This is a genomic window from Brevundimonas sp. RM1 (genome assembly GCF_052907225.1).
In genome coordinates, this window is record NZ_JBRERY010000002.1 from 316,959 (window position 1) to 330,682 (window position 13,724).

The window sequence follows — 13,724 nt, forward strand, 5'->3', positions numbered from 1 at the left end:
AGAAACAAGCAAAGTTCAGACACGAAAAGACACTGAAGATGGCCGATATCCTCACCCCCGCCCTCGGTGAATCCGTCGCCGAAGCCTCGATCGCCAAGTGGACCAAGAAGGTCGGCGACGCCGTGAAGAAGGACGAAGTCCTGGTCGAGCTGGAAACCGACAAGGTCTCGCTGGAAGTCGTCGCCCCCGCCGACGGCGTGCTGTCGGCGATCAACGCCGGTGAAGGCGACACGGTCGTTCCCGGCGCGGTGCTGGGCGCCGTGACCGAAGGCGGCGCGGCCGCCGCTTCGGCTCCGGCCGCTGCTGCTGCGCCCGCCGCCGCTCCGGCCGCTTCGGGCGGCGCTGCGGTCGACATCGCCGTGCCGACCATGGGCGAGAGCGTCGCTGAAGGCTCGATTGGAACCTGGCTGAAGAAGTCGGGCGACACCGTCGCCAAGGACGAACTGCTGGTCGAGATCGAGACCGACAAGGTGGCCGTGGAAGTCTCGGCCCCGGCCGCCGGCGTCCTGACCATCGTGGCTGACAACGGCGCCACCGTGACCCCCGGTCAGGTGATCGGTTCGGTCGCCGCCTCGGACGCCGCCGCTGCTCCGGCTGCTCCGGCTCCGGCTGCGGCTCCGGCCAACACGGGTTCTGCCCAGGCGCCGGCCTCGGCGCACCTGTCGCCTGCCGTTCAGCGTGTCGTTTCGGAAAACAATCTGAACCCGGCCACGCTGTCGGCTTCGGGGCCGAAGGGCAACATCACCAAGGCCGACGCCATCGCCGCCATCGGCGCCGCCGCTCCGGCGGCTCCGGTCGCCGCTGCGCCTGCCGCGCCGCGCGCCGACCAGCCGCGCGAAGAGCGGGTGAAGATGACGCGCCTGCGTCAGACCATCGCCCGCCGCCTGAAGGAATCCCAGAACACGGCCGCCCAGCTGACCACCTTCAACGAGGTGGACATGACCAACGTCATGGCCCTGCGCGCCCAGTACAAGGAAGTCTTCGAGAAGCGCCACGGCGTGAAGCTGGGCTTCATGTCCTTCTTCACCAAGGCCGTGGTTCAGGCCCTGCACGAAATCCCGGCCGTCAACGCCGAGATCGACGGCACGGACATCATCTACAAGAACCACTACGACATCGGCATCGCCGTCGGCACCGACAAGGGCCTGGTGGTTCCGGTGCTGCGCGACGCCGACGCCCTGTCGCTGGCCGGCATCGAGAAGGGCATCGGCGCCCTGGGCAAGGCCGCCCGTGACGGCGCCCTGACCATGGACCAGATGCAGGGCGGCACCTTCACCATCACCAACGGCGGCACCTACGGCTCGCTGATGTCGACGCCGATCCTGAACGCGCCGCAGTCGGGCATCCTGGGCATGCACAACATCGTGCAGCGCCCGATGGCCATCAACGGCGAGGTCAAGATCCGCCCGATGATGTACCTGGCCCTCAGCTACGATCACCGTATCGTCGACGGCAAGGAAGCCGTGACCTTCCTGGTCCGCATCAAGGAACTGCTGGAAGACCCGGCGCGCGCCCTGCTGGACCTGTAAGGTCCGCACCACGCGAACGACTGACGACGGCGGGATCTTCGGATCTCGCCGTTTTCAATTGCGCGCCCCGCAGGCGTGTTAGGCTGGCGCCATGAGCCTGGTCGAGATCGCCCGCTATCAAGACGTCTACGAGGCTGATCTGGCCGCGGCCTTCCTCTCGTCGCACGACATCGAGGTGTCGGTGACCGAGCGATTCCAGACCACGATCGACCCCCTGATGCAGCGCGCCCTGGGCATTCGCCTGATGGGCCGGGCGGACCAGGCGTCGCGGGCGCGCGATCTGCTGGCGCGCGCGGGGACGGGCGAGTTCGCGACCGATGAAGGCGATGATCTCGACGCGCCGGATACGACGGTTCGCACGGCTTCGCGCGGATTGGCCCTGTTCGCCTTTGCGACCGGCGCCGGCTTTGTCGGCACGGCCATGCCGCGTCGCTTCAACGCGCTGCAGTGGGCGGGCCTGGCGCTGATTGCGGCGATCCTGCTGCTGTCCGCGGGCGCCTATCTGTGGGCGTGGGTGAACGGCGCCCTGGGTTGAGGCGTTGCAGGCGGTTGACGAGCGCGTCGAAAATAACGGAGCTTCGCGCCCGCTTCCTTGTGATGGAGAGTTTGCTTGCGTCTCAATCTGATCCCTGCGTCCGGCGCCCTGACCCTGGCGGCTGCGCTCATGGCTTGCGGGCCGGCCCCGGCCGAAGCACCCGCCGCCGCGCCCAAGGCGGAAGACGCTGCGGCGGCTGCTCCCGCAACGGCCCCGGCTGTCGCCGAGAGAAGCGCCGACTTCCGCCGCACCGATCCGGCCCAGGCTGATCTCAAGCTGATCGAAGAAGGCGCCGAATGGCGCGTGCTGATCCGCGCCGGGGGCGTTCCGAACGGCGGGGCCACGGCGGCGGATTGCGAGCTTCAGGCGCGCGGCGCCCAGGACCGCGACGACGTCATCCACGCCAAGCTGATCCCGTTCGAAGGCGAGGTGAACGAACTGACGGCGGCCGACATCGGCGCCGACGCGCCGGTGGTGAAGGTGCGCGTGGGGCCGGAAGGGGCCTTCGTCGAGGATAGCACGGCCGCCAACCGCTTCTGCGGCATGGGCTCCGACATCTCGGGCTTCTACAGCCGCACCCAGACGTCGGACTGACGGCGTATCAGGGGCCTAGAGGCCGACGTCCCAGACGCCCGCGTCGCGCATGCGGCATTCGCGGGCTTCTGCGGCGCGGCCGCCCATGTCCTGGGCCATGCCGCGAATGGCGTCGGACACCGTGGTCTTGTGCAGGCCGGGCGTCACCGCATGGATGAAGGCGCACCCCGCCAGGCGCAGCAGCTTCAAGCCGAAACGCGACGACGCGGCCATATGTTCGAGATAGGTCTCGTCGACCTCTCGCGGGTGATCGCGGAACAGGCGGTTGAAAGCGTTCGACATGAAGACAGCCTAGCGTGGTCGCGCCGGTCCCTCTACCCGGCGGCCGCATTCTGGCCTAAACCCGCCGTAGCAACAGGGGGCGCTTCGTCACGCCGCTTCAACCCCGCGTGAGGCCCCTGCCGAGATCTAAAAGGACGACCGATGGCCGACGGCAAGACCACTTCCGCCCAAACTTTCCGCTGGGAAGACCCCTTCGACCTGACGGGCCGTCTGACCGACGAGGAGCGGATGGTGCAGGACGCGGCGCGGTCCTATGCGCGCGAAGCCCTGCTGCCGCGCGTGGTCGCCGCCTTCCGCGACGAGGTGTTCGATCGCGCCATCATGACCGAGATGGGCGAAATGGGCTTCCTGGGCGCCATGCTGCCGGAACAGTACGGCGGCTCCGAAGCGTCGCACGTCGCCTACGGCCTGATCGCGCGCGAGGTTGAAGCGATCGACAGCGGCTATCGCTCGGCCATGTCGGTGCAGTCGTCTCTCGCCATGTATCCGATCTACGCCTTCGGCTCGGACGAGCAGAAGGCGAAATTCCTGCCCAAGATGGCGGCGGGCGAGCTGGTCGGCTGCTTCGGCCTGACCGAGGCGGACGGCGGGTCGGACCCGGCCTCGATGAAGACCACGGCGGTCGCGGTCGACGGCGGCTATCGCCTGAACGGCGGCAAATACTGGATCACCAACTCGCCGATCGCCGACCTGGCCATCGTCTGGGCCAAGCTGGACGGCGTGATCCGCGGCTTTATCGTCGAGCGCGATTTCGACGGCTTCACCACAGGCAAGATCGGCGACAAGCTGTCGCTTCGCGCCTCGGTGACGGGCGACATCGGCCTGAACGACGTCTTCGTGCCGGAGGCCAACATTCTGCCGGGCGTCCAGGGCCTGCGCGGGCCGTTCTCCTGCCTGAACAAGGCGCGCTTCGGTATCGCCTGGGGCGCCATGGGCGCGGCGGAGTTCTGCTTCCACGCCAGCCGCGACTATGTGGCCGAGCGCACCCTGTTCGGCCGCCCGCTGTCGTCGCGCCAACTGGTGCAGAAGAAGCTGGCCGACATGCAGACCGAGATCTTCCTCGGCTTCGAGGGCGCCTATGCTCTGGGCCGTCTGCTGGATACCGGCGCCTGGGTTCCCGAGGCCATCAGCCTGATGAAGCGCAACAACTGCGGCAAGGCCCTGGCCGTGGCGCGCGAGGCCCGCGACATGCACGGCGGCGCCGGCATCACCGGCGAGCTGCACGTCATGCGTCACGCCATGAACCTGGAGACGGTCAACACCTATGAGGGCGCGCACGACGTCCACGCCCTGATCCTGGGCCGCGCCATCACGGGCGAAGCCGCCTTCTGAGACAAGCGTTGCAGAAAACGCGCGACGCGACGATCCTTTGCCGTTGTCGTGCGTTTGTCTCGCCTGCGGGGCGGCGATGATCGCCCGTCTGTCGGCCGAAGGCGGTCGGCGCGTGAAGGAAACCTGAATGACCAAACACAGCCTGCTGGCCGGCGCCGCCCTGGCGATCTTCAGCTTCAGCGGCATGGCCCAGGCTGCGCCCGTGGTCGCGGCGGCGACGGCTGTCCAGTCGCCTGTAACGGCCATGCCCTATGACGCCCGGCGCGGCGTCTTCACCTTCGCCGCCGGGCTGGAGGAAAGCCTGCCCGCCGTGGTCCAGGTGACGACCCTGGGCCAGTCGCGCGGTCCCAGCTCGGAAAACAATCCCAAGCCGTCGCAGGGCGGCTCGGGCGTCATCATCGACGCGCGCGAAGGCATCATCGTCACCAACCATCACGTCATTGAGAACGGCCAGAAGTTCACGGTCGACCTGATCGACGGCCGCCTGTTCGACGCCATCCTGATCGGCGCGGACAAGGCGACGGACATCGCCGTGCTGAAAATCGACGCCACGGGCTTGTCGCAGGTGGCGACGGTGGATTCCGACACCCTGCGCAGCGGCGATCTGGCCTTCGCCGTCGGCTATCCCCTGGGTCTGGACCAGACCCTGACCATGGGCGTCATCTCGGGCCTGAACCGCTCGGGCATGGGCGACGCCATCGAGGACTACATCCAGACCGACGCGGCGGTGAACTCAGGCAACTCGGGCGGGCCGCTGTTGGACAGCCGGGGTCGTCTGATCGGCATCAACACCGCCATCCTGTCGGGCGGTTTCGGCGGCGGCAACGACGGCATCGCCTTCGCCGTGCCGACGCGCATCATGATGTTCGTGGTCGACCAACTGCGCGCCACCGGCGAGGTCAAGCGCGGCCGTGTCGGCCTGGGCCTCGGCTCCCTGACGGCCGAGCGCGCGCGCGAGATCGGGCTGAACATCGTGCGCGGCGCGGTGGTCTATGACGTCGAGCCGGGCTCGGCGGGCGAGAAGGCGGGGCTGAAGCCCGGCGACGTGCTGACGCGCATCCAGGACCGCCCGGTGGCCAACGCCGGTTCGGTCCAGGCCACGGTCGGCATCGCCCGCGCCGGAACCCAGATGCCGGTCGTCTATCTGCGCGACGGCCGCGAGGCCTCGACCCGGCTGACGGTCGAGCCGTCCGATCCGGCCGCCGTGCGTCTGGGCGCCCAGGCCGCCATGTCGCGCGGCCTGACGGTGCGCAATCCGGCTTCGGGCCGCGGGGCCCAGATCGCCGTGGTCGAGGCGGGGTCGTCCGCCGCCGCGGCGGGGTTTCAGGCTGGCGATGTGGTGGTCCAGGCGAACGGCGCCGAGATCGCCGACATGAAGGATCTGGCCCAGCGTCTGCAGGCGGCGGGCGAGGCGGTCGTGCCGATCATCGTCCTGCGCGACAACGAACGCGTCGAGATCGACCTTCCGGCCTGATCCGCGCCGTCTGAAGCTCTACGGCATCGCCCGCGTGACCCCGCGTCGCGCGGGCGAAGTCTTGTGCGTCTGTTGGGAAGCGGACAGCAAAACGCCCGCGCTGCCGGGGAGGGGGAGGAGGGGCGGGCGCGGGCGTCGCTTGGAGGAAGCATCGACCCGCCGAAGCCCTTTACGCGGAAAAATCCGGGGGGCTGGGGGGGCTGTTCAGGATCCGGGACTTTTCCGAACTCCGACGGGCCGATGATGCATGTGTGCGCGCCGTTCCGGGCGGGCGAAGGACCGAATGGGGGCGTTTTCGTGTCGCTTCGTATTTTCCCGATCGGTGAAGCTTAGACCTTCGACAGGATCAGGGTGGCGTTGGTGCCGCCGAATCCGAAGCTGTTGGACATGACGTGCTTCAGTTCGCCGTCGTGGCGCTGACGCAGGATGGGCATGCCCTCGAACTCGGGGTCCAGGGTCTCGATGTGGGCGCTTTCGGCGGCGAAGCCGTGCTTCATCATCAGCAGGCAGTAGATGGCTTCCTGCGCGCCCGCCGCGCCGAGCGAATGGCCCGTCAGCGACTTGGTCGAGGAGATCATCGGCATGGCGTCGCCGAAGACGTTGCGCACCGCGCCCATCTCCTTGCTGTCGCCGACCGGCGTCGAGGTGCCGTGCGGGTTCAGATAGTCGATCTTGGGATTGCCGGCCATCTCCAGCGCGATCTTCATGCAGCGCTCGGCGCCCTCGCCTGAGGGGGCCACCATGTCGTAGCCGTCGGAGTTGGCGCCGTAGCCGGTGACTTCGGCGTAGATGGTCGCGCCGCGCGCCACGGCGCGTTCGTATTCTTCCAGCACGACGATGCCGGCGCCGCCGGCGATGACGAAGCCGTCGCGGGCCGTGTCATAGGCGCGGCTGGCCTTGTCCGGCGTGTCGTTGAAGTTGGAGGACATGGCGCCCATGGCGTCGAACATGTTCGACATGGACCAGTCGATGTCCTCGCAGCCGCCGGCGAAGACCACGTCCTGCTTGCCCCAGGCGATCTGTTCGGCGGCCGCGCCGATGCAGTGGGCGCTGGTCGCGCAGGCCGAGCTGATCGAATAGTTGACGCCCTTCAGTTCGAACCACGTGGCCAGCACGGCCGAGGGGCCGGACGCCATCGCCTTGGGCACGGCGAAGGGGCCGACGCGCTTGGGCGAGCCCTTTTCGACGGTCGTCTGGGCCGCCTGCAGGATGACCTGGGTCGAGGGGCCGCCCTCGCCGACGATCAGGCCGATGCGCGGATCCTTGATCTCTTCGGCGGTCAGGCCGCTGTCCTTCAGCGCCTCTTCAAAGGCGATGTGCGCCCAGGCCGTGCCGTTGGCCAGGAAGCGGGCGGCGCGACGGTCGACCAGCGGCGCCCAGTCCTCGGCCGTATGACCCAGGGCGGGCGGCGCCCAGACCTGGGATCGGAAGCCGTATTTGGCGTGGTCGGCGGCGTGCTGGACGCCCGACTTTGCGTCGCGAAGGGAGGCCGCGACCTGATCCTGGCCGGTGCCGATGGAAGAGACGATGCCCAGTCCGGTGACGACGACACGCCGCATGGTGTTTCCAATCCTACAAAGTCTGCGGACGCCGCGTTGCCCGCGGCTATCCATCAAGTGGGGTCAGGCGGGGTCGGGTTCCACCGGGGCCGCGCCGCCGAACAGGCCGACGCGCATGTCCTGACAGGTGTAGATGACCTCGCCGTCGGCCTCGAGCACGCCGTCGGCGATGCCCATGACCAGCTTGCGGTTGATGACGCGCTTCAGGTGGACCTTATAGACCACCTTTTTGACGTCCGGCGTCACCTGGCCGGTGAATTTGACCTCGCCGACGCCCAGGGCGCGGCCCTTGCCCGGTCCGCCGATCCAACCGAGGTAGAAGCCGACCAGCTGCCACATGGCGTCCAGGCCCAGGCAGCCCGGCATGACCGGATCGCCGATGAAGTGGCACTGGAAGAACCAGAGGTCCGGGTTGATGTCGAGTTCAGCCTCGACATAGCCCTTGCCGTAGTCGCCGCCGTCGGCGCTGATGGTCTTGATCCGGTCGAACATCAGCATGGGCGGCGCCGGCAGCTGGGCGTTGCCCGGACCGAACAGCTCGCCCCGGCCCGAGGCCAGCAGGCCTTCGTGATCGAACGACGACGGATATTGCGACTGGCTCAAGGGAAATCGGCTCCGAAAGGTGTTGCTGGCGGGTTACACGACCCAGAGGCCGCGCTCAACCATGCCGTCAGTATATGAGATCAGGAAGCGCGGCCGGTTCCAGCGGGGCGGGCGGCGTTGCACAGGGACCGCTCCTGGGTTCCGAAGACCGCCCGCTCGGCGACCCAGCCGCGCAGCTTGCGCGCCCGCACCCGGCACCAGCCGTCCTCGCATTCGTCCAGAGGAACCAGGGCGCGGGGCGACAGAAGAGCGCGGACCGAGGCGGTCTCGGATCGACCCGAGCGGATCGGCACGGCCTCGTCCGAACGGTTGAACACGCTGCGGCGGCCCGAGGCGACGGTGCGGTGAATCCAGGCGACGGAGCCGTCCGGGTCGCAGATCTTTCGCCACTCGCGCGTCTCGGCGATCACCTGAACCGGTAGGCCGGCGGCGCGATATTCCCACAGGATGCGGTAGTCGAGGCCCGGCCCCTGACGCGCCCGCACCTGCGAGGATTTCAGCGTCACCCAGCGCGGCACCTCCAGCCCCGTCGGGGTCGGGCGGCCGTCGGGCATGGTCGATCCCGCCGACAGCAGAACGCCGGTCATGAGGACAGCGGCGAGGGCCGCGACGCGAGGCGCCCTTTTGATCCTGACCGCAGCTTTGCTAGACACCGAATATCGACCCGTTCCGAACGGGCGCCGCCCGTGGAAAACCCAGGTCTCCTATGTCCGCTCGCAAGCTTAAGGTCGTATTAACCAGACGCCTGCCTGACGCGGTCGAAACGCGGATGCGCGAACTTTTCGACGCCGAGCTGAACCTGACCGACCGGCCGAGGTCGCGCGATGAACTGGCCGCGGCCCTGCAGCGGGCAGAGGTGCTGGCGCCGACCATCACCGACCAGCTGGACGCCGAACTGATCGCGGGCGCGGGCGATCAGCTGAAGATGATCGCCAACTTCGGCGCGGGCGTGGATCACATCGACATCGACGCCGCCGTCGGGCGAGGAATCATCGTCACCAATACGCCGGGCGTCCTGACCGAGGACACGGCCGATCTGGGCATGAGCCTGATCCTGGCCGTCAGCCGCCGCATCGTCGAGGGCGCAGGCGTGGTCGAGGCCGGGCGCTTCGAGGGGTGGAGCCCGACCTGGATGTGCGGCCGCAAGCTGTGGGGCAAGCGCCTGGGCGTCGTCGGCATGGGCCGCATCGGCCAGGCTCTGGCTCGTCGCGCCAGGGCTTTCGGGATGCAGGTCCACTATCACAACCGCAAGCCCGTCCCGGACATGATCGCCGAAGAACTGGGCGCGACCTGGTGGGACGATCTGGATCAGATGCTGGCGCGGATGGACGTCGTCTCGCTGAACTGTCCGGCGACGAAGGAGACGCACCACCTGTTGTCGGCCGAGCGTCTGGCCCGGCTTCAGCCGCACGCTATCCTGGTCAATACCGCGCGTGGCGAACTGATCGACGAAGCCGCTCTGGTCGAGGCGCTGGACCGCCGCGCCCTGTTCGGCGTCGGTCTGGACGTGTTTGAAAACGAGCCCAAGGTGCATCCGGGTCTGCTCGGCCGTGCGAACGTGGTGCTGCTGCCTCACCTCGGCTCGGCCACCCTTGAGGCGCGTCAGGACATGGGCGACCGGGTGATCGCCAACATCATGACCTATCAGAACGGCCACCGCCCGCCGGACCGGGTCATCCCGGCGATGCTCTAGGCGTGAGCTGACCCGCAGACAGCGCAGGCCGGATCGGCGGCGATCTTCACGACGCGGCTGGTTCCCGCCAGGCCGTCGTATAGCATCAGGCGGCCGGTCAGCGGCTCACCCGCGCCGGTGATCCGCTTGATCGCCTCCAGCGCCGCCATGGCGCCGATGACGCCGGCCAGGGCGCCGACCACGCCGACGCGGGCGCAGGTCTCGGCGTCGGGCGGAATCTCGGGCACCAGGCACTGGTAGCAGGGCCGCCCCTCGAACACCGACACCTGCCCCGACCAACGGCCCAGGGCGCCGGAGACCAGCGGCTTGCCCGTCGCCACGCAGGCGGCGTTGACGGCCAGCCGCGTCTCGAAATCGTCGGTGCCGTCCAGCGCCAGGTCGAAGTCCCGCATCAGAGCCGCCGCGCTGTCCGGCGTGACGCGCTGGTTGAAGGTCTGGACCGTGACGTGCGGGTTGAGAGCGTTCAGCCGCGCGGCGCCCGCCTCGACCTTGGCGCGGCCGGGGTCTTCGGTGGTGAAGGCGATCTGGCGTTGCAGGTTGGACAGGGCGACCGTGTCGTCGTCGATCAGGCCCAGCGTCCCCACCCCGGCGGCGGCCAGATAGAGGGCGGCCGGATTGCCCACCCCGCCCATGCCGACGATCAGCACGCGGGCGCGTTTCAGCGCCTGCTGGCCGGGACCGCCGATCTCGGACAGCACCAGCTGGCGGGCGTAGCGGTCGACTTCCTCGTCGGAGAAGCGAACCGGGGCGAGAGGAGCGGAAGACTGGGTCACGCCGACTGTCTAGCGCAGTCGGACGGATGCGTCAGGCCGGAACGGGCGCGATCCCGACGGCCAGGGCCAGCAGGGCCTCGGCGCGAGCGGGGCTGAGCTGGTCCAGGGCCTCGCCGTTCAACAGGCGGGCCGCCTCGGGCGTCAGCTCGGCCAGGATCATGGGCCAGTCGCCGAACCGGCGACCGCTGACAGCGACATCAGACAACAGGCGCAGGTTTTCATGGCGCGGATCGACCCGCAGCCGGTCCATCAGGCGGTCGACGTCGGTTCGGCGGCCCTCGATGATCTGCAGGAACTGGCCGCCATGGCGCATCAGGGCGCTGGTCAGACCTTCGCGGCGATTGTTGCGCTCGGACTCGCCGAGGATCTCCGCCAGGATCAGGAGGCTGGTCGCTGCGCCGCCGACGGCGTCGCTGACATAGATGGCGCGGTGCAGGGGCAAGGGAACTCGAAACGCAAACGCAGCCTCCCCCGCCTCGCGGACGGCGAGATGATGGGGCGGCCGGGGGCGTTCCCCTGTCATGGGGCGATTAAGAATCTCTTATGGTTAAGCTTTTCGGGCGGTTGCGACAAAGCCTGATCTTGCGGCGGGCCACGGGCTTCGCCATGTCAACGGCCATGAACATGAGCGCCTCGAACTTCCCCGACTGGCACGGCACCACCATTCTGGCGGTGCGCAAGAACGGCCGCACCGTCATCGCCGGCGACGGCCAGGTCTCCATGGGGCCGACCATCGTCAAGGGCGCGGCGCGCAAGGTGCGCACCCTGGCGAACGGCAAGGTTCTGGCGGGCTTCGCTGGGGCGACGGCCGACGCCCTGACCCTGATCGAGCGGCTGGAAGCCAAGCTGGAGCAGTACCCGGACCAACTGGCTCGCGCCTGCGTCGAGCTGGCCAAGGACTGGCGCACCGACCGCTATCTGCGGAGGCTGGAGGCTATGCTGCTGGTCGCCGACAAGGACACCATTCTGACCGTCACCGGCGTCGGCGACGTGCTGGAGCCGGAATACGGCGTGGCCGCCGTCGGCTCGGGCGGTAACTACGCCCTGGCCGCCGCCCGCGCCCTGATCGACGAGCACACCGAGCTGGACGCCGAACAGATCGCCCGCAAGGCCATGAAGATCGCCGCCGACATCTGCGTCTACACCAACGGCAATCTCACCATTGAAAGTCTGTAGGGCGCTATCGCTCGCCGCGCGGCGGCTTGCTGCTTGAGCGCCTGATATGCGTATTTCTGGACCGTCTGAACCATGACTGATCTGTCTCCCCGTGAAATCGTCTCCGAGCTGGACCGCTTCATCGTCGGCCAGGACGACGCCAAGCGCGCCGTGGCCGTGGCCCTGCGCAACCGCTGGCGCCGCAAGCGCGTGCCGGATGATCTGCGCGATGAGGTCACGCCCAAGAACATCCTGATGATCGGCCCGACGGGCGTGGGCAAGACCGAGATCGCCCGGCGTCTGGCGCGTCTGGCCGGCTCGCCCTTCCTCAAGGTCGAGGCGACCAAATTCACCGAGGTCGGCTATGTCGGCCGCGATGTGGATCAGATCATGCGCGATCTGGTCGAGAGCGCCCTTGTCATGGTCCGCGACAAGCGCCGCTCGGGCGTCAAGGCCCGCGCCGAAGGTCAGGCCGAGGAACGCATCCTGGACGCCCTGGTCGGACCGGGTTCCCAGCCCGCCACCCGCGAGGCCTTCCGCAAAAAGCTGCGCGCGGGCGAGCTGGACGACAAGGAGATCGAGATCGCTTTGGCCGATACGACCTCGCCCTTGCAGGGGCTGGACATGCCGGGCGGCGGCGGCAACGTCGGCCTGCTGAACCTGTCGGAGATGCTGGGCAAGATGGGCGGCGGCCGCACCAAGACGGTCAAGCTAACCGTGCGCGACGCCCTGGCGCCGCTCGTCACCGAGGAGAGCGACAAGCTGCTGGATCAGGAAAGCCTGACCAAGGAAGCCCTACTGCTGGCCGAAAACGAGGGCATCGTCTTCCTGGACGAGATCGACAAGGTGGCCGCGCGTCAGGATCGCGGCGGCGGCGCCGACGTGTCGCGCGAAGGGGTGCAGCGCGACCTGCTGCCCCTGATCGAGGGTACGACCGTCTCGACCAAATATGGCCCGGTGAAGACCGACCATGTGCTGTTCATCGCCTCGGGCGCCTTCCATGTCGCCAAGCCGTCGGACCTGCTGCCCGAACTTCAGGGCCGCCTGCCGATCCGGGTCGAGCTGAAGGCCCTGACCCGCGACGACTTCAAGCGCATCCTGACCGAGCCCGAGGCCAATCTGATCCGTCAGAACCAGGCCCTGCTGGCGACCGAAGGCGTCGAACTGGTCTTCACCGACGACGCGGTCGAGGCCATGGCCGACGCCGCCGTGGCCGCCAATTCCACCGTCGAGAACATCGGCGCGCGCCGTCTTCAGACGGTGATGGAGCGCGTGCTGGAGGAAACCAGCTTTAAGGCGTCGGACCTGTCGGGCCAGACCCTGATCTTCGACGGCGACAAGGTGCGCGAGAAGGTCGGCGACCTGGCCAAGAACGTCGACCTGAGCCGGTTCATCCTGTGATGGGCTGATCCGCTGTCGCGGCGGTGCGGGGTCAGCCCCGCATCGCCTCCACCGCTTCCACCAATCGCTCTAGTTCCGCAGGGCTCGACAGCCGATGGTCGCCGCCTTCGATCAGGTCGAGGCGCAGGTCGCCGCCGCTCAGGCGTTCGGCCAGCTCGACCTGATGACGCCACGGCACCACATCGTCGGCGCGGCCCTGCAGCACATGGACCGGCGCGGTGATATCGATCCGGCCGTCCAGCAGCAGCCAGTCGCGGGCCTCCTCGAACATGCGCCGGGTCAGGACGTAGGAGCCGAGCCCTTCCTCGGTGATGACCGTCTCGCCTTCGCGCAGGATGGCCTGCCGCTCATGGTCGGCCAGACCCGGCCACATCAGCTTTTCGGTGAAGTCCTGCGCCGGATTGACCAGCACCACGCCCTTGACCCGCTCCGGCCGCGCCAGCGTCGCCAGCAGCGCCACCCAACCGCCCATCGATGATCCGACCGGAACCACCGGGCCCTCAAGACTGTCGATCAGGGCGACGGCGTCCTCGCGCCAGCGGCCGATGGTGGCCTGCTTCCAGTCGCCTGAAGACACGCCGTGGGCGAAGTGGTCGTAGCGTACATAGTCCCAGCCGCGTTCGCGGGCGGCGGCGTCCAGCGCCAGCGCCTTGGCCCCCTCCATGTCCGAGCGGAAGCCGCCGATCCAGATGACGGTCGGGCCGTCGCCCTTGATCGCCTTATAGGCCAGCGTTTCACCGTCGGGGCGTTGCAGCGTCTGGACGTCGGACATGAAAACTCCTCGGACTGTCATT

The 13,724-nt window shown here is 68.3% G+C and carries 15 protein-coding genes; 8 read left to right on the forward strand and 7 right to left on the reverse strand.

Features of this window, described 5'->3' with window-relative positions:
• Positions 1-38: 38 nt before the first annotated feature.
• The 3 genes from odhB to ACU5AP_RS03490 all read left to right on the forward strand — a co-directional run bounded on the left by odhB (position 39) and on the right by ACU5AP_RS03490 (position 2,658).
• On the forward strand, positions 39-1,529 hold the full coding sequence (gene odhB / locus ACU5AP_RS03480) for a 2-oxoglutarate dehydrogenase complex dihydrolipoyllysine-residue succinyltransferase (RefSeq protein WP_446680786.1): 1,491 nt from the start codon (positions 39-41) through the stop codon (positions 1,527-1,529).
• Between the two features lie 91 nt (positions 1,530-1,620).
• Positions 1,621-2,064 carry a hypothetical protein gene (locus ACU5AP_RS03485; RefSeq protein ID WP_128719126.1) on the forward strand — a complete coding sequence of 148 codons (444 nt, stop codon included), beginning with the start codon at positions 1,621-1,623 and terminating at the stop codon, positions 2,062-2,064.
• A gap of 75 nt (positions 2,065-2,139) precedes the next feature.
• Positions 2,140-2,658, forward strand: coding sequence for a hypothetical protein (locus ACU5AP_RS03490; protein ID WP_128719125.1), 519 nt, complete (start codon positions 2,140-2,142; stop codon positions 2,656-2,658).
• Positions 2,659-2,673: 15 nt separating this feature from the next.
• On the opposite strand, the gene ACU5AP_RS03495 is transcribed toward ACU5AP_RS03490, so the two are convergent.
• Complete coding sequence (locus tag ACU5AP_RS03495; protein WP_128719124.1) at positions 2,674-2,940, reverse strand: DUF6356 family protein; 267 nt, start codon at positions 2,938-2,940, stop codon at positions 2,674-2,676.
• 141 nt (positions 2,941-3,081) lie between these two features.
• Here ACU5AP_RS03495 and ACU5AP_RS03500 point away from each other — a divergent pair, with 141 nt between their 5' ends.
• Together ACU5AP_RS03500 and ACU5AP_RS03505 are read left to right on the forward strand one after the other, a co-directional pair.
• On the forward strand, positions 3,082-4,272 hold the full coding sequence (locus tag ACU5AP_RS03500) for an acyl-CoA dehydrogenase (protein ID WP_003166450.1): 1,191 nt from the start codon (positions 3,082-3,084) through the stop codon (positions 4,270-4,272).
• Positions 4,273-4,399: 127 nt separating this feature from the next.
• Positions 4,400-5,746: a S1C family serine protease gene (locus ACU5AP_RS03505; RefSeq protein ID WP_128719123.1), complete on the forward strand. Its 1,347-nt coding sequence runs from the start codon at positions 4,400-4,402 to the stop codon at positions 5,744-5,746.
• Positions 5,747-6,075: 329 nt separating this feature from the next.
• Here ACU5AP_RS03505 and fabB read toward each other — a convergent pair whose 3' ends face one another.
• The 3 genes from fabB to ACU5AP_RS03520 form a co-directional block, all read right to left on the reverse strand.
• The gene (gene fabB, locus ACU5AP_RS03510; protein ID WP_138142299.1) at positions 6,076-7,305 is read right to left on the reverse strand and encodes a beta-ketoacyl-ACP synthase I; all 1,230 of its coding nucleotides are present in this window, start codon (positions 7,303-7,305) and stop codon (positions 6,076-6,078) included.
• Positions 7,306-7,368: 63 nt separating this feature from the next.
• On the reverse strand, positions 7,369-7,908 hold the full coding sequence (gene fabA / locus ACU5AP_RS03515) for a 3-hydroxyacyl-[acyl-carrier-protein] dehydratase FabA (RefSeq protein WP_003166446.1): 540 nt from the start codon (positions 7,906-7,908) through the stop codon (positions 7,369-7,371).
• An 80-nt stretch (positions 7,909-7,988) separates the two neighbouring features.
• Positions 7,989-8,495, reverse strand: a complete 507-nt coding sequence (locus ACU5AP_RS03520; protein WP_003166445.1) for an SH3 domain-containing protein — start codon at positions 8,493-8,495, stop codon at positions 7,989-7,991.
• 119 nt (positions 8,496-8,614) lie between these two features.
• On the opposite strand from ACU5AP_RS03520, the gene ACU5AP_RS03525 reads away from it, so the two are divergent.
• Positions 8,615-9,601: a 2-hydroxyacid dehydrogenase gene (locus tag ACU5AP_RS03525; RefSeq protein WP_446680787.1), complete on the forward strand. Its 987-nt coding sequence runs from the start codon at positions 8,615-8,617 to the stop codon at positions 9,599-9,601.
• On the opposite strand, the gene ACU5AP_RS03530 is transcribed toward ACU5AP_RS03525, so the two are convergent.
• Both ACU5AP_RS03530 and ACU5AP_RS03535 read right to left on the reverse strand, forming a co-directional pair.
• Positions 9,598-10,374, reverse strand: a complete 777-nt coding sequence (locus tag ACU5AP_RS03530; protein ID WP_128719119.1) for a HesA/MoeB/ThiF family protein — start codon at positions 10,372-10,374, stop codon at positions 9,598-9,600. The two genes, ACU5AP_RS03525 and ACU5AP_RS03530, sit on opposite strands and share 4 nt — an antisense overlap.
• 31 nt (positions 10,375-10,405) lie before the next feature.
• Positions 10,406-10,816, reverse strand: coding sequence for a BLUF domain-containing protein (locus ACU5AP_RS03535; protein WP_128719118.1), 411 nt, complete (start codon positions 10,814-10,816; stop codon positions 10,406-10,408).
• Between the two features lie 164 nt (positions 10,817-10,980).
• Between ACU5AP_RS03535 and hslV the strand changes: the two genes are divergently transcribed.
• A complete protein-coding gene (gene hslV / locus ACU5AP_RS03540; RefSeq protein WP_162200519.1) occupies positions 10,981-11,550 on the forward strand; it encodes an ATP-dependent protease subunit HslV in 570 nt (189 codons plus the stop codon).
• Between the two features lie 72 nt (positions 11,551-11,622).
• Positions 11,623-12,930, forward strand: a complete 1,308-nt coding sequence (gene hslU / locus ACU5AP_RS03545) for an ATP-dependent protease ATPase subunit HslU (RefSeq protein ID WP_003166441.1) — start codon at positions 11,623-11,625, stop codon at positions 12,928-12,930.
• A gap of 31 nt (positions 12,931-12,961) precedes the next feature.
• Here hslU and ACU5AP_RS03550 read toward each other — a convergent pair whose 3' ends face one another.
• On the reverse strand, positions 12,962-13,702 hold the full coding sequence (locus ACU5AP_RS03550) for an alpha/beta fold hydrolase (protein ID WP_446680788.1): 741 nt from the start codon (positions 13,700-13,702) through the stop codon (positions 12,962-12,964).
• Positions 13,703-13,724: the final 22 nt, after the last annotated feature.

What these genes read in the sequence shown, in the direction of transcription:
- odhB (WP_446680786.1), top strand. Translation starts at nt 39, where the DNA reads ATGGCCGATATCCTCACCCCCGCCCTCGGTGAATCCGTCGCCGAAGCC.
- ACU5AP_RS03485 (WP_128719126.1), top strand. Translation starts at nt 1,621, where the DNA reads ATGAGCCTGGTCGAGATCGCCCGCTATCAAGACGTCTACGAGGCTGAT.
- ACU5AP_RS03495 (WP_128719124.1), bottom strand. Translation starts at nt 2,940, where the DNA reads ATGTCGAACGCTTTCAACCGCCTGTTCCGCGATCACCCGCGAGAGGTC.
- ACU5AP_RS03500 (WP_003166450.1), top strand. Translation starts at nt 3,082, where the DNA reads ATGGCCGACGGCAAGACCACTTCCGCCCAAACTTTCCGCTGGGAAGAC.
- ACU5AP_RS03505 (WP_128719123.1), top strand. Translation starts at nt 4,400, where the DNA reads ATGACCAAACACAGCCTGCTGGCCGGCGCCGCCCTGGCGATCTTCAGC.
- fabB (WP_138142299.1), bottom strand. Translation starts at nt 7,305, where the DNA reads ATGCGGCGTGTCGTCGTCACCGGACTGGGCATCGTCTCTTCCATCGGC.
- ACU5AP_RS03520 (WP_003166445.1), bottom strand. Translation starts at nt 8,495, where the DNA reads ATGACCGGCGTTCTGCTGTCGGCGGGATCGACCATGCCCGACGGCCGC.
- ACU5AP_RS03525 (WP_446680787.1), top strand. Translation starts at nt 8,615, where the DNA reads ATGTCCGCTCGCAAGCTTAAGGTCGTATTAACCAGACGCCTGCCTGAC.
- hslV (WP_162200519.1), top strand. Translation starts at nt 10,981, where the DNA reads ATGTCAACGGCCATGAACATGAGCGCCTCGAACTTCCCCGACTGGCAC.
- hslU (WP_003166441.1), top strand. Translation starts at nt 11,623, where the DNA reads ATGACTGATCTGTCTCCCCGTGAAATCGTCTCCGAGCTGGACCGCTTC.
- ACU5AP_RS03550 (WP_446680788.1), bottom strand. Translation starts at nt 13,702, where the DNA reads ATGTCCGACGTCCAGACGCTGCAACGCCCCGACGGTGAAACGCTGGCC.